The 15,457-nt window shown below is 33.8% G+C and carries 10 protein-coding genes and 4 pseudogenes; all 14 read left to right on the top strand.

What is annotated here, in order from left to right:
- Positions 1 to 256: 256 nt before the first annotated feature.
- The 14 genes and pseudogenes from gltB (at position 257) to ACZZ95_RS12730 (ending at position 15,290) form a co-directional block, all read left to right on the top strand.
- Positions 257 to 4,775: pseudogene (gene gltB / locus ACZZ95_RS12795) on the top strand (glutamate synthase large subunit).
- Between the two features lie 111 nt (positions 4,776 to 4,886).
- Positions 4,887 to 6,342, top strand: a pseudogene (locus ACZZ95_RS12790) (glutamate synthase subunit beta).
- Positions 6,343 to 6,935: 593 nt separating this feature from the next.
- Complete coding sequence (gene lysA, locus ACZZ95_RS12785) at positions 6,936 to 8,258, top strand: diaminopimelate decarboxylase (protein ID WP_463469323.1); 1,323 nt, start codon at positions 6,936 to 6,938, stop codon at positions 8,256 to 8,258.
- Positions 8,259 to 8,826: 568 nt separating this feature from the next.
- A complete protein-coding gene (locus ACZZ95_RS12780; protein WP_463469322.1) occupies positions 8,827 to 9,606 on the top strand; it encodes a DUF6688 domain-containing protein in 780 nt (259 codons plus the stop codon).
- Complete coding sequence (locus ACZZ95_RS12775) at positions 9,554 to 9,904, top strand: DUF6688 family protein (RefSeq protein WP_463469321.1); 351 nt, start codon at positions 9,554 to 9,556, stop codon at positions 9,902 to 9,904. The genes ACZZ95_RS12780 and ACZZ95_RS12775 overlap by 53 nt, the downstream gene beginning before the upstream one ends.
- Positions 9,905 to 10,066: 162 nt before the next feature.
- Positions 10,067 to 10,264 (top strand): annotated as a pseudogene (locus tag ACZZ95_RS12770) (transcriptional regulator); the annotation flags it as partial.
- A gap of 93 nt (positions 10,265 to 10,357) precedes the next feature.
- Positions 10,358 to 10,984, top strand: a complete 627-nt coding sequence (locus ACZZ95_RS12765) for a hypothetical protein (protein WP_463469320.1) — start codon at positions 10,358 to 10,360, stop codon at positions 10,982 to 10,984.
- A gap of 53 nt (positions 10,985 to 11,037) precedes the next feature.
- On the top strand, positions 11,038 to 11,487 hold the full coding sequence (locus ACZZ95_RS12760; protein ID WP_463469319.1) for a hypothetical protein: 450 nt from the start codon (positions 11,038 to 11,040) through the stop codon (positions 11,485 to 11,487).
- 98 nt (positions 11,488 to 11,585) lie between these two features.
- Positions 11,586 to 11,948, top strand: coding sequence for a hypothetical protein (locus tag ACZZ95_RS12755; RefSeq protein WP_463469318.1), 363 nt, complete (start codon positions 11,586 to 11,588; stop codon positions 11,946 to 11,948).
- A 250-nt stretch (positions 11,949 to 12,198) separates the two neighbouring features.
- Positions 12,199 to 12,855, top strand: coding sequence for an acetyltransferase domain-containing protein (locus ACZZ95_RS12750; RefSeq protein WP_463469317.1), 657 nt, complete (start codon positions 12,199 to 12,201; stop codon positions 12,853 to 12,855).
- Positions 12,856 to 12,872: 17 nt separating this feature from the next.
- Positions 12,873 to 13,358 carry a hypothetical protein gene (locus ACZZ95_RS12745; RefSeq protein ID WP_463469316.1) on the top strand — a complete coding sequence of 162 codons (486 nt, stop codon included), beginning with the start codon at positions 12,873 to 12,875 and terminating at the stop codon, positions 13,356 to 13,358.
- A 125-nt stretch (positions 13,359 to 13,483) separates the two neighbouring features.
- Entirely contained in the window at positions 13,484 to 14,008 is a 525-nt protein-coding gene (locus ACZZ95_RS12740) for a hypothetical protein (protein WP_463469315.1), read from the top strand.
- Between the two features lie 72 nt (positions 14,009 to 14,080).
- Positions 14,081 to 14,569, top strand: a complete 489-nt coding sequence (locus ACZZ95_RS12735) for a YegJ family protein (RefSeq protein ID WP_463469314.1) — start codon at positions 14,081 to 14,083, stop codon at positions 14,567 to 14,569.
- Between the two features lie 12 nt (positions 14,570 to 14,581).
- Positions 14,582 to 15,290: pseudogene (locus ACZZ95_RS12730) on the top strand (M949_RS01915 family surface polysaccharide biosynthesis protein).
- The last annotated feature ends 167 nt before the right edge of the window (positions 15,291 to 15,457 follow it).

The following is a 15,457-nucleotide window of genomic DNA, read 5'->3' as shown; positions in this document are numbered from 1 at the left end:
CTTTGTTAATGTTAACACAAAACCGCTAAAACGTTTGATATTTAACAAAAACTTCACTGAATTCAAGACCTAAGCGACGATTTTTCTTAATATATTTTATTCTCAATTATGATTTTGATAATTCGCAATCGTTTATATAATAATATTATCATTTAAGAACCGTTTTTCTAATATTACAACAAAAATGAAAGCGAATACATAATTTCAATACATTATGTTTAACGAAATCTTTATTTTTGTAGAAAAAATATCAAGAATGAGAGTTAAAGAACAAGGGCTTTATCTGCCTGAATTTGAACACGACAATTGTGGTGCAGGATTTATTTGTAATTTGAATGGTATTAAGTCAAATGATATTATTCACAAAGCATTAGACATCTTAATTAAATTGGAACATCGTGGTGCAGTTAGTTCTGATGGACGAACTGGTGACGGGGCCGGAATTTTATTCGACATCCCTCATGATTTTTTTAAGAAAGTTTGTGACTTTGAAATCCCAGAAACGCGTGAGTATGCAGTAGGAATGGTTTTTTTACCAAAAAGCAAAAACCAGGTTTCGTTTTGTATTAATGCATTTGAAGCAACTATCAAAGACCAAAACTTAAAAGTCTTAGGTTGGAGAGATGTACCAGTTGACGTTGAAAATTTAGGGCAAATCGCCGCAGAAAAAGAACCAACAGTTAAACAAGTTTTCGTTTCTAAAAACGGACAAAATTTAACTGAACAAGAATTTAATGCAAAACTTTTTGCGACTAGAAAAAATTGCAGAACATGCCGTAAGAGGTTCTAAGACTTCTGAAAGCCATATGTTTTATTTTACTAGTTTATCGACAACTACTATAATATATAAAGGTCTATTGATGCCGGAAGACATCAGCCGTTATTATATAGATTTAAAAGATCCAGACTTGGTGACGCGTTTAGCGCTTGTTCACCAGCGTTTCTCTACAAATACATTCCCATCTTGGGACTTAGCGCGACCGTTTAGATACATGTGTCATAATGGTGAGATCAACACACTTCGTGGAAACGTAAGCCGTATGCGTGCTCGTGAAGAGCTTATGCAGAGTGCTGTTTTTGGCGATGATATTAAAAAATTATTCCCAATTATCTTAGAAGGAAAATCAGATTCTGCTTCTATGGATATGGTGGTTGAACTTTTATTAATGACTGGACGTTCTCTTCCAGAGGCAATGATGATGGTTGTTCCTGAAGCTTGGGAAAAACACCAGACAATGTCTCCGGAGAAAAAGCATTCTACGAGTTTAACGCTTGTATTATGGAACCTTGGGATGGTCCAGCTTCGATTCCCTTTACAGATGGAAACGTAATTGGTGCTTTACTAGACAGAAACGGATTGCGTCCTTCTCGTTACACCTTAACAAAAAGTGGTTTCGTAATCATGTCGTCAGAAATTGGTGTATTAGATATCGATCCAGAAGATGTAATTCAGCACGGTCGTTTAGAGCCAGGAAAAATGTTCTTGGTTGATATGAACGAAGGTCGTATTATCGAAGATGAAGAAGTTAAAAAAGCGATAGTTACAAAACGTCCTTATAAAGAATGGCTGGATGCTAACTTATTACCATTAGCTAATATTCCATACACAAATAATCCTACTCCAGTTGAGAAATTAGATTTCTTAACGAGACAAAAATTATTTGGTTACACGATTGAAGATTTAAAAACAATCATCAATCCAATGGGAGGTCAAGGAGCTGAAGCAATCAGTTCTATGGGTAACGATACGCCTTTGGCAGTATTGTCAGACCAGCCACAATTGTTGTACAACTATTTCAAGCAGTTATTTGCTCAGGTTACCAATCCGCCTTTGGATGGTATTCGTGAAGAAATCATTACTGATATCAGTTTAGCAATTGGAGGGGATTTCAATATTTTTGAAATTGAATCTAAACAATGTAAAAAACTAAAAATCCAAAATCCAGTTATTTCTAACGAGGATTTAGATAAAATCAGAAACATTGATCACGCAGATTTCAAATCGGCTACTATTTCTACTTTATACAAAATAGAAAAAGGAGTTAACGGCTTAGAGCGCGCGCTTGAAAAATGTGTTCAGGCAACTTTCAAAGCGGTTTCTGAAGGGTGCAATATCATCATTTTATCAGATAGAGGTGTTAGCGAAGAATTTGCTCCAATCCCTATGCTATTGGCTTGTTCTTACATTCACCACTCTTTGAATATTTTACAGGTTCGTTCTAAATTCGGAATCATTATTGAATCTGCAGAGCCTCGTGAACCGCATCATTTTGCTTTACTGTTCGGATACGGCGCAAGTGCGATCAATCCATACATGGTAAATGAAATTATTCACGATCAGGTAAACCAAGGATTCATTAAAGGTGTAAAAGCTGATTATGCGATTGTAAATTACAACAAAGCGATTGCGAAAGGAATCGTTAAAATCATGAACAAAATTGGTATCTCTACATTACATTCGTACAGAGTCGCGCAAATATTCGAGATTTTAGGCTTAAACAAAACATTTACTTCTAAATATTTCCCTTACACACCTTCTAGAATTGAAGGAATTGGTTTAATGGAAGTGGAGAAAGAGGTTAAAAAACGTTTCCAAAAAGCATTCCCAAATTCAAAAATCGCAAACTTGCTTTCTCTTGAAATTGGAGGTATTTACAGATGGAGACGTGGCGGTGAAAAACACATGTTTAACCCAACTACTATTTCTAAATTACAACAAGCGGTTCGTTTAAACAGCCCTGAAAGTTATAAAGAATACTCTAATGCCGTTAATGAGCAAAGCTCAAACTTAATGACTATTAGAGGTTTATTTGAATTCAACAACTTAGATCCAATTTCTATTGATGAAGTAGAACCGTGGACAGAAATTGTAAAGAAATTCAAAACGGGTGCGATGTCTTACGGATCTATCAGTAGAGAAGCACACGAGAATCTTGCGATTGCAATGAACAGAATTGGCGGGAAAAGTAATTCTGGAGAAGGTGGAGAAGATCCAAAACGTTTCCAGAAAGAAATTAACGGAGATTCTAGAAATAGTGCCATCAAACAAGTTGCATCAGGACGTTTTGGTGTTTCGATCAACTATTTGACAAACGCTAAAGAAATTCAGATTAAAATGGCTCAGGGAGCGAAACCTGGTGAAGGTGGACAATTACCTGGAGAAAAAGTAGTGCCGTGGATTGCTGAAACTAGAAACTCTACACCTTATGTAGGTTTGATTTCGCCTCCTCCTCACCACGATATTTATTCTATTGAGGATTTATCTCAGTTGATTTACGACTTGAAAAATGCAAACCGTGAAGCACGTGTAAACGTAAAATTAGTATCTGAAGTGGGTGTTGGAACGATCGGCGCCGGTGTTGCCAAAGCAAAAGCTGATGTTATCTTAATTTCAGGTTATGACGGAGGAACGGGTCTTGCTCCATTAACTTCATTACAACACACAGGTATTCCGTGGGAACTTGGTTTAGCTGAAGCACAGCAGACTTTGATCTTAAACGATTTAAGAAGCCGTGTAGTTTTAGAGTGTGACGGACAGTTAAAAACAGGTCGTGACGTAGCAATTGCTCGCATTATTAGGAGCAGAAGAATTTGGTTTTGCAACTGCACCACTTGTAGCTTCTGGATGTATCATGATGAGAGCTTGTCACTTAAATACTTGTCCAGTTGGTATTGCAACTCAGGATCCTGAATTGAGAAAAAATTTCAAAGGAACTCCAGAGCACGTAATCAACTTCATGTATTTTATTGCTGAGGAATTAAGAGAAATCATGGCGCAATTAGGTTTCAGAACCTTAAAAGAAATGGTAGGTCAGTCACAAAAATTAAATGTGAATAAAGCGATCAAACATTACAAAGCAAATGGTTTAGATTTATCATCAATTCTATACAAACCAGAAAAAGCAAAAACGGTTCCAAATCACAATACGACCGAACAAGATCACCAACTTGAAAATGTATTGGATTTTGCGATCATCAAAGAAGCAATTCCGTCTATTTATAGAAAAGAAAAAACAAGAGTTACGTTTAAAATTAAAAATACAGACCGTTCTGTAGGTGCTATTTTGAGTAATGAAATCTCAAAAATATATGGCGCACAAGGATTACCTGATGACACTATTTTAGTTGATTTTGAAGGTTCTGCTGGACAAAGTTTTGGTGCTTTTGCAACAAACGGATTGTCGTTTAAAATTCACGGAAACTGTAATGATTATTTAGGAAAAGGACTGTCTGGAGGAAAATTGATTATCAAAGTCCCTCCTACTGCAACCTTTAAACCTGAAGAAAACATCATTATTGGAAACGTTGCCCTTTACGGAGCCATTACCGGAGAGGCTTATATTAATGGTATGGCCGGAGAGCGTTTTTGTGTGAGAAATTCTGGAGCAACAGCCGTTGTTGAAGGAATTGGAGATCACGGATGCGAATACATGACCGGCGGTACAGTGGTAGTTTTAGGAAAAACAGGAAGAAACTTCGCGACTGGTATGAGCGGTGGTGTAGCTTATGTTTACGATCCAAATAAAAAATTCGATTCGACTGTATGTAACATGGAAATGGTTGCATTCGACCCAATGGAAGAAGAGGACGTTACAAAACTAAGACGATTGATCAAAAATCATTCCCTGTACACTAGCAGTCCATTAGCAAAAAGAATTTTAGCAGACTGGGAAAATGAGCAGAAACATTTCGTAAAAGTAATGCCGACTGATTACAAAAAGGCATTACAACGAATTGCAGAAGAGAAAAAAATAGAAGAATTAATAGCTGGATAAAAATCAATTTCAAAAAATAAAATTCCAAATTCCAATGGCAAGATCAATGCCTATAGTAATAAAAAATTGGAATTTGGAATTTAAAGAAATTGGAATTTAATTTAAAATGTCATGGGTAAAATAGGCGGATTTAAAGAATATAATAGAGCCGACGAAAGTAATTTAGCAGTAGCAGAACGCGTTTCTAACTATAACGAATTTACTATTCCGTTAGCAGAAGATAAGAAAAAAGAACAAGGTTCAAGATGTATGGATTGTGGTATTCCTTTTTGCCACAGTGGTTGTCCGTTAGGGAATTTAATTCCAGATTTTAACGACATGGTACATCAGGAAGAATGGCAGAGTGCATTAGAGATTTTACAGTCGACTAATAACTTTCCAGAATTTACAGGTCGCTTATGCCCTGCTCCATGCGAAAAAGCATGTGTATTAGGAATCATTCAAGATCCTGTTGCGATCGAAAACATCGAGAAAAATATCGTTGAAAGAGGTTTTGCTGAAGGATGGATTAAACCACAGACTCCAAAAACTAGAACTGGAAAAACAGTAGCTGTTATTGGTTCTGGACCTGCAGGTTTAGCAGCGAGCACAACAATTAAACAGAGCAGGTCACACCGTTACTGTTTTTGAAAGAGACAATGCTATTGGAGGTTTATTACGTTACGGAATCCCTAATTTCAAATTAGAAAAAGAAATTATCGACAGACGCGTAATTATCCTTGAAGCAGAGGGAATCACTTTTAAAACGAATATAAATGTTGGTGTTAACTTCAGCGTAGAAGAATTAAACGCATTTGATTCTATCGTTTTATGCGGAGGAGCAACGGAAAGAAGAAGCTTGCCAACTAAAGGAATCGAAAGTAAAGGTGTTGTTCAGGCAATGGATTTCTTAACACAGCAGACTAAAGTTTTATTTGGAGAATCTATCCCAGATCAAGTAAAAGCTACTGGAAAAGATGTAATCGTTATTGGTGGTGGCGATACTGGTTCTGACTGTGTTGGAACATCAAACAGACACGGAGCTAAGTCGGTAACTAACTTTGAAATTTTACCAAAACCTCCAGTTGGAAGAAGCGAGTCAACTCCTTGGCCTTTCTGGCCGTTGCAGTTAAAAACATCCTCTTCTCACGAAGAAGGCTGTAACAGAAACTGGTTAATCAACACTAAAGAATTCATTTCTAATGATAAAGGTGAATTAACTGGATTAAAAACAGTTGAAGTACAATGGAAAATGACTCCTGGTCAGCGTCCTGAATTAATCGAAAAAGAAGGTTCTGAAAAAATCTGGCCTTGCGATTTAGCTTTACTAGCTTTAGGATTTACAGGTCCAGAGAAAACATTGAGCGAGCAATTAGGAATCGAAACTGACGCAAGAAGCAATTATAAAGCCCACAATTATCAGACAAATGTTCCACATATTTTCACTGCTGGTGATATGAGAAGAGGACAATCTTTAATTGTTTGGGCAATTTCTGAAGGCCGTGAAGTCGCAAGAGAAGTAGATTTATTCTTAATGGGTTCTACCAATCTTCCAACTAAAGGAAGAGGAGATTTACCTAGTTTGTAATCTTTTAAGGTTCTAAGATATTAAGGTACTATCCCGAGACTTCGGGACTAAGTTTTTTTCTTAGCATTTAATTAATCTTTTCAAATAAACAACATAATTACTACAAACCCTTGAATTGATATTCAGGGGTTTTGTTTTTTTTAGCCACTGATTTCAAGATTAAATGGATTTTCTATTTCAAACATAGCCCGTGGTTTTATGCATTTTGCGAATAATCCAAATTAAAAATTAGTGTAATTGGTGTAATTCGTGGCAAAAAAAAATATTTTGAAGCATCGCAATAGGCATTTTAGTAAACATAGTTCCCGCTTTCGGCTATATCTCTCCGTTCCACTGCGAGGATACCGCCTCAATCGGAGCTGAACCCAAACATCTGGCTTCTTTTAAAAACTTAGGAAAAAAAGAAATCCATTTAATCTGTGCAATCTTTGGCAAAAAACAAGTTCAACAGCATTTAAGAATAAGTTAAATTCGTGAATTCGTGGCAAAAAAACTTAGTACCTTAGCATCTTAAAACCTCAGCACCTAACAAAAAGGTTATAAAAATCTAAATTAAGTCGATTTTTGTTTAAAATTAAACATTTTGTTATAATTTGTTATTTTTCTACAAAAAATTTGTCGTTACTCAAAAGTGTAATAACTTTGCCCAAAATGATTTAAAAATGCAAGCAAAAGATTTACTGCAGTTAGCAGACCAATTTGGAAGTCCATTATATGTTTATGATGCCGAAAAAATCCAATCTCAGTACAATAGGTTAACTAAAGCTTTCTCTAAGGTAGAAAACTTGAGAGTTAATTACGCCATGAAGGCATTGTCAAACGTTGCGATTCTTCAGTTATTAAAGAACATGGGGTCTGGTTTAGATACTGTATCAATTCAAGAAGTTTTATTGGGACTTCATGCTGGCTATGATCCTGACAAAATTTTCTTTACACCAAACGGAGTTTCTCTAGAAGAAATCGAAGAAGTTGTCGCAATGGGTGTACAAATCAATATTGATAACTTATCTATTCTGGAGCAATTCGGAACAAAATATCCACAAATTCCGGTATGTATTCGTATCAACCCACACGTAATGGCGGGTGGAAATGCCAATATTTCTGTTGGACATATCGACAGTAAATTCGGAATCTCTGTTCACCAAATACCACATATTTTGCGAATTGTAGAGAATACAAAAATGAGCATCGTGGGAATCCACATGCACACAGGATCTGATATTTTAGATATCGAAGTATTCTTGTATGCTGCCGAAATCTTATTCGATACGGCTAAACATTTCAAAGATTTAGAATTCTTAGATTTCGGAAGCGGATTCAAAGTTCCTTACAAAAAAGACGATATCGAAACAGACATCGAAGAATTAGGTAAAAAATTATCAAAAAGATTCAATGCTTTCTGTACAGAATATGGCAGAGATTTAACGCTGATTTTCGAACCAGGAAAATTCTTGGTGAGCGAAGCAGGTTTCTTCTTAGCAAAAGTAAACGTAGTAAAACAAACAACATCAACAGTTTTCGCTGGAGTGGATAGTGGTTTTAACCACTTAATTCGTCCAATGTTTTACGGTTCACAACATTATATCGAAAACATCTCTAACCCTAAAGGAAAAGAGCGTTTTTACTCTGTTGTAGGATACATTTGCGAAACAGATACTTTTGCCAACAACCGTAGAATTTCAGAAATTACAGAAGGTGATATTTTAGCTTTCAGAAATGCTGGTGCATACTGCTTCTCAATGTCATCTAACTATAATTCAAGATACAAACCAGCCGAAGTTTTATGGAAAGACGGAAAAGGGATTCTAATTCGCGCTCACGAAACTTTCGAAGATTTACTTAAAAATCAAATTCCGTTGCCACAAGAAATTGCTTGCAACAGTTTAAAAATAAAAAAAAAGAGAATATCTAGTTAATCCCGTTTCTTAATTGAGGCGGGATTTTTTTTATTTTAGATTTTAGTCCCGAAGCCTCGGGATAGATTTTAGATTAATGCGTTTGTCTGGCTGATCGAAGTTGAAGCTTTAGGATAGATTTTAGATTAATACATTTGTCAGGGTGAGCGAAGTCGAAGCTTCTGGATAGATTGTAGATTAATGCATTTGTCAGGCTGAGCGAAGTCGAAGCCACGCAAAACAACCATAAAGTATAGAGAATAATTCAGCTTTATTTAAGCGCCAAACCGGACAGGTTTTAAAAACCTGTCCGGTTTACTAAACGACTACAATTGGAATTTGGAATTTAAAAAATTGGAATTTCTATTTTATGGAATATCCACCCCTATCCCTTATGCAGAGTAACATTTTGTAATTAAACACAGAATTATACTACAAATTATTTACTTTTGCAGAATTACTCAACAAAGAAACATAGAACTTATGAGATCTATTGTGCCAATAGAATGAAAAAGATAGCATAAACACAAATCACGCTTCAAAATTGAGACTTCATTTTTTTATTGTAGAAAACTAAACACACCTAAACATGATTTTTATATATATCATATCAATTTTTTTAGCAATCATTATAATTGTAACTGCAATATTTAAAAAAATAAATAAAAATATTTCAACTTTAGAAATAATTGCGACCAATATTTATGTTTTTTCACTTATCTTTTTATCTTATGGAATACAAACTCACAGCAATCAATATTATACTGCTATCGATCCCATTGATGGAGAATGCTATATTCCTTTTGGCGAAAAACATATTATCTCTTTAATCTTTTACTTTATAGCCTTTAATGTTTCAATTCTATTAATTTGGTTAAAAGAAAACAAATTACCACCTCTAACGAGAGTTTTGTCTTTGAGTTTTCTGGTAATTGGCACAATTATATGGTTTATCGTTTTATTACAAATATCCAATCACGATATAGGTGGTTATGACCCATCAGAACATTATTATCTTTTTGTGCCTATATCAATTATAAGCCTAATAATTTCAATAAGTCTTATAATTCAAAGTGTAAAAAATAAAATGATTGAAGCAAAGGAAGTAACATACTCAAATAAATTTCTGAATAGATTAAATCTCTTCTTTGCTCAAAAAAGCAATTTGCCGCTTTGGAGTTTTATTCTAGTGATTCCATTATTATTGCTTATAACATTTTTCCTTATTTTATTTGGACAAGAGCCAAATTCACTTATAAAGGTATTTACTGAAACGGCAACTTGGAGATTTTCTCAACAAATTCCTCCACCATATCTTGATCATAAAGGACATTATTTATGTACCGTCGCAAGCATCTGGAAATCCTAAAGTTGTAAAACCTATACGGTTAGGTAAAAGAAATAAAAATACAATAATAGTTAACAGACAATTACTCATTGCAAATGCATTCGAAGAAATGATTCAGGATTTCTCGCCTAAATTGCATTACTTCATACGAACTAATTACGATAAATATGGTTATAATTTATCTAAAAAAATTAACACCAGACAAATGTCTAATTTAACTTATTTAGTAATGAAACCTTTAGAATGGTTATTTTTACTTTGCCTATATTTATTCTGTGAAAAACCAGAGGAAAAAATAAATAAACAGTATCAAAATTAAAAACGTTACCTCTACAAAATCAGAAAAATACAGATAGCGCGGATTAATTCGGAATATTATCCCATCTGCTAGCGCGAGCGTCTCGCTCGTGAACAAGACAACTGATTAAATAATAAGATAAAACGTTGCGGGCACGAGCGAGACGCTCGAGCTAGCAATGAGGACGCTATCAAAAGTTTTTCGGAGGAAAATGTATTTAATTATTTTAATACTTTTAATGAATCTGTAACTGGAAGTTTCATAACAAATAATTCTTGCAATTTCAATCCTCTAGATAAAGTTGTCGAACTTTATGAACGTTTGGTTCAGGCTGAAAAAGACAAAGTTGAATATTTAGAAAAACTACTGAAAGGAAAATAATTTCCTCAAAAATAAATTCTACAAAAGCACAAATATCTTCTTATTTTGTGCTTTTTTTGTAACCAAGAAAATTCGAACCCAAATTTTAAACCAATGAAATTAAATCTACTCACACTCTTTTTTGTATTTTCATCAGCCTTTATTTACTCTCAAAAAAGGATTAATATAATTTTAGATCCAAAAATAAAAGCGCTTAGTCTGGAAAATATAAACACCACCAGCGATCGAACAAAATATATGACTGATTCAATTTACGAAACGGTTTATAGAGGAAAAAACATGGTAGAAGATACCGTTTATTACGACAATTTAAAAAATAACTTTACAAGGAAAGATTTCAGTTGTAATCATTATTATATCAAGGATACATTAGTAATCAAAGGAGGTTTTGGCAGTAGATTTCAGGTGTACGGTTTCGTTGCCAAAGTATTTCCAAATAAAACCGCAGAAATAAAATTACGCAAGTATTGGGGTTATCCATCTTACTTTACTAGCAGAGATCAAGTAGATGCAAAAAGCGAAATATTAGTTAAGACAAAAACTTCAAAACTTGTTCTGAACAGATTACCCAACAACAAATCTGATCGCAAACATATTTTTGGCTGTGTTGATTTTTTAAGTGAAGATTTTTTTATTGAAATGAAAGACAAAAAAAAGGAGAACTTTATAAGGAAAAAAACACTATGGAATATAAGATTTATTTTGATAGTAGGTATTTAAAAGATGATGAGTAACATTAAAATTTTGTTGTAAAATATAATATCCCAAAACCTATGAAACCTACAATCCCAATATTTATAATATTCCTACTATTCACAACAAATTCCTTCAGCCAAACAATTGCTGATTTAAAACTAAAACCAAAAGAAATTCCAAAAACCTATACTTTAAGCGACGGTAATATTTGCATTACGCCTCAGGCTTGCAGTTTTTATAATGATATTGAAACCTACAGCAACATTGTTGGAACTATAAAAAGTAAAGCAATTCAAAGTTTTAAAAGCAAAACAGATCGTGGTTCTATTATGTATTTTGAATTTGAACATACCTTTAAAGGCGACAGATTCCTGCAAGGCTTGCTTTGGGGAAAAGACGGCCAGCCAACAGATGAACATCCGGAAGAATATTTGGCAAAAGGAAAATTCCTAATCATTTGGAGTTTTCGTCCAGAAAGCGCTTTAAAGGAAAAATCAGAGTCTAAAATTGAGGCGATTTTGGAATAAAATAAAAGTCTGAATTGGAAATATTGTGACTTCACTTAGAATTCATCTTTTAATATTATCTTCGTATTGAAAAATCTTCATCATAAATAATACAAAAAATGAAACCGCAAATACGAATCCTTCTCTACTCAATCCTATTCTTTTTATATCTTACTTCAACATCTTTTTTTCTTTCGTTAGGACAAGTATTGAAGACAGATCCCTATATTACTTTAGGTTGCGGTTTTGCTGTTTTTAATCTTATTTATGCTTTCCTAGCTTTAAAATGGAAACCAGTTTTAAATATAATATTTGCTATTGCAATTGCGGCTTTGTCATTATTTCTAGCTTTGCAATTTACTAATTTACATCTTCTTATAAATTACGATCCGTATCAGGTTAAAACTGCCATATTTGCCAATGCTTTCTTTTCCATTATTTTTTGGGAAATTGTGTATCAGGTGAAGATCAGAAAATCATAAAAATCAATATCAATTGCCTACAGCTTTAGCTGGAGGTTAATAAAAGTCTTTTATATTAAGGCTTTAGCTAAAAAGCGCATTTCTTTTGGCTAAAGCCTTTTTCCTTTAGCAACAAATACCTCCAGTTAAAACTGGAGGCAAATCATTTTATATTTCATAAAAAATCCAATAAATTAATTTTATCAAAAAATGATTAAATACTTAAAAGATAATTCATTAGATTTACCTTAAGTATTTAAAAATCAAACTCATGAAACGACAGCCATCAATAGATATTGTTCGCGGCATTGTAATGATTATTATGGCTCTCGATCATGTTCGGGATTTGATGCACGTCGATTCGATTACGCAGAGTCCGACTGATTTGGCTTCTACTTCACCTTTGTTGTTTTTTACACGCTGGATTACGCATTTGTGTGCGCCTATTTTTGTTTTCTTGGCGGGAACTTCAATTTATCTTTCACTTCAAAACAAAAACGATTTTACCAAAACCAGACAGCTTTTATTAAAAAGAGGACTTTGGTTAATCTTACTCGAATTTACAATTGTCAATTTTGGGTTGTTTTTCGATATTGGTTTTCACACACTTTTATTTGAAGTAATAGCCGCGATAGGTTTTGGGTTTGTTATTTTAAGTTTACTGCTAAAGGTCCGTTCCAAGATATTAGGTATAATTGGACTGGTAATTATCTTTTTCCATAATCTTTTACCGCTTATTCCGTTTGCAGAAAATTCAGTTTTAAAAACGATTTTAACGCCATTATTGGGCCCAGTTGTATTTCCGTTTGCTGGAAAAGCATTTATTATGGGTTATCCGCCTATTCCGTGGCTGGGAATTATGCTCGTTGGCTTTGCCACAGGAAAATTCTTCGAACTCGTAGAAGCACAAAGAAAAAAATATTCCTAAAAATTGGTTTGAGCGCTTTGGCTTTATTTATAGTATTTCGGTTTATAAATATTTATGGCGATCCCGCTTTGTGGACTGCGCAAAAAGATTTGGTTTTTACGTTTTTATCTTTTATGAATGTAACGAAATATCCGCCATCGCTCCTATTCTGTTTAGTGACTTTAGGAATTCTGTTTTTACTGCTCGCCTTTGCGGAACAATTTCATAATACGGTTAAAAAAGTTACCTTGGTTTACGGAAAAGTGCCTTTGTTTTATTTTGTCGTTCACTTTTATGTCATTCATATTCTAACGCTTTTTATGCTTTTCGCACAAGGCTTCAATTGGCGGCAATTGGAATTTGTCGCAGGAACTTTTGGCAGACCTAAAGGCGTTGAAAGCGACCTGCCTCTTTGGTCAATTTATTGTATCTGGCTTTTTGTTGTGGCACTGCTATATAAACCTTGTCAATGGTTCGGGAAATATAAAGCTGAAAAGCAGTATTGGTGGCTGAAGTATATTTAATTTTTCTAAAATGGCTAGAAGGAATATTGTAATTCTAGTTATATAGAATGTATAAAAAACAGCCGAATTTCGTACGTATTTTTTTATATTAGCATCTTGAATTTTTCCAAGCCAAAATACTAACTATGAAAATTAGAATTCTAATACTTTTATCTTTAATTGCGATTTCTTGTAAAAAAGAAAAACAAACCATAATTGAAACACCAAAAAAACAAGAAAAAGATACGTTAGAAATTGCTTCAAAAACAACATCTGAAACTCCAAAAACAGATACAATCGTACTTTCTTCCAAGCATAAAACGAACAAAATTTTATGTGATTTGGATGGAGACGGAAAAAACGAAACCGTAGAAATAGTAAGAAGTACAAAAAGCGATAAAAGCGGTTTGAAAATAACTTTCGGAAACGGAAGAAGAACTGATTTTCTTGGTCTGGGAAATACTGTTTTAGCACAAGGTTTTGATGAAATTGACTGGGCAGGAATATTTGAAAAAGCTCCAAAAGGTGAAACGTACTGGAATAATGTAAATGACGACGGCGAAATAATGGCTGACGAAGAAGTAAACGAAGAAGAAAAAATTAAACTTCCAAATGACGGAATATTTATTCATGCCGAAGAAAGTCATGGCATGGCGGTATTATTTATATAAAAAACGGAAAATACGAATGGATTCAGCAGGAATAAAATTATACGGAATCTAACTTTTAAACTATTTTAAATTATGAAAATAAAATTTCTAGTATTACTAAGCATACTTTTTCTTGCAGGCTGTAAAGAATCAAATAAAATTGAAAGAGAAAACGAACCAACAATTTATGGTGTTGAAAGCGAAAATGAAGAAATGAATGCGGCAATACTAAAAGCAAATGAGACATTGGATGATTTTAACGCTGGATTATCGAATCCGAATGCTGACAGTCAGGCTTTAAAGATTAAGTTTTCAAATGCTAAAGGCATCGAACATATGTGGATTGGAGATATTGTATTTAAAGACGGTAAATATTCTGGTATTTTAAATAACGAACCCGAATATGTTACAGAATTCAAAGCAGGTGACAAAATAGATATTGATCCGTCTAAAATAAGCGATTGGATGTATCTAGAAAATGGTAAATTATTTGGCGGCTACACGATAAAGGTTTTGCGAAACAGAATGACCAATGAAGAGAAAAAACAATTTGATGAGGAAAGCGGTATGCAAATCGATTAATTTAAAATAATGATGAAAAATATTCTATTCTTTTTTTTATTTATAATTCTTTTTTCAAGTTGTAAAGAAGATAAAAAACAAGAAACTCAAGTTATTTCAAATACGGAATCAAACAAAGAAGAACAGTTCGTTTTAAACGTACAAAAAATCGATTCTACCCAATTTCCAAGCGTGATTAAATACGAAGGTTTTGTGAAAAATGCTGTTCGCTGGAAAGATAAACTTGGTGATAATATTGTTATTACTACTGAAACAGGCTATCATATTAACAAAAAGTTTGAGCATGAAACTGATGGATCAGATGCTGAATTGTTTGCGTATCATTTTATAGTTTCTGGAAATGAGGTAAAACAAACTTGGAAAGTTTACGATTTTATTGCCGATTGTCCGGTTGATATTGTGGCCTCGTTTGTAAAAAACTCTTTTCAAATTACTGATTTAAATAATAACGGAATTGCCGAAACTTGGCTGATGTATAAAACAACCTGTCACGGTGATGTGAGCCCTTGTGACATGAAAATTATTATGTACGAAGAACAGCAGAAATATGCGATACGCGTGCGAAAGCAGAGTTCAGGTTGGAGTTTTAGATAATGGTGAAAAACAATTTATAGGCGGTGAATATAAACTGGATGAGAACTTTAAAAAAGGTCCAAAAGTCTTTAAAGAGTTTGCCGAAAAATTATGGAAAGATAATTTGATTGAAACTTGGGAAGATTAAGTATTCTTTCTTTAAAGCAAATTACGCACAAAAAATCATGCTGAAAATTTAAATCTTTATTTTTCCGCCAGTTTGTGTCATTTCGTCGAAAGGAGAAATCGCACACGGGGTTCCACAAATATTTGTTATTTCACTTTGCATCCGTTCCTCGCAATTAAAAACTTCAC

It is taken from the genome of Flavobacterium sp. AC267 (assembly GCF_979258715.1).
Note: the sequence above shows the minus strand (reverse complement) of the source record. Positions and strands in the feature narration are given on the sequence as shown.

Bases quoted from the DNA above. Each gene is read 5' to 3' on its own strand.
- ACZZ95_RS12765 (WP_463469320.1), top strand. From the start codon at position 10,358: ATGAAATTAAATCTACTCACACTCTTTTTTGTATTTTCATCAGCCTTT.
- ACZZ95_RS12740 (WP_463469315.1), top strand. From the start codon at position 13,484: ATGAAAATTAGAATTCTAATACTTTTATCTTTAATTGCGATTTCTTGT.
- ACZZ95_RS12750 (WP_463469317.1), top strand. From the start codon at position 12,199: ATGAAACGACAGCCATCAATAGATATTGTTCGCGGCATTGTAATGATT.
- ACZZ95_RS12755 (WP_463469318.1), top strand. From the start codon at position 11,586: ATGAAACCGCAAATACGAATCCTTCTCTACTCAATCCTATTCTTTTTA.
- ACZZ95_RS12760 (WP_463469319.1), top strand. From the start codon at position 11,038: ATGAAACCTACAATCCCAATATTTATAATATTCCTACTATTCACAACA.
- ACZZ95_RS12735 (WP_463469314.1), top strand. From the start codon at position 14,081: ATGAAAATAAAATTTCTAGTATTACTAAGCATACTTTTTCTTGCAGGC.
- ACZZ95_RS12780 (WP_463469322.1), top strand. From the start codon at position 8,827: ATGATTTTTATATATATCATATCAATTTTTTTAGCAATCATTATAATT.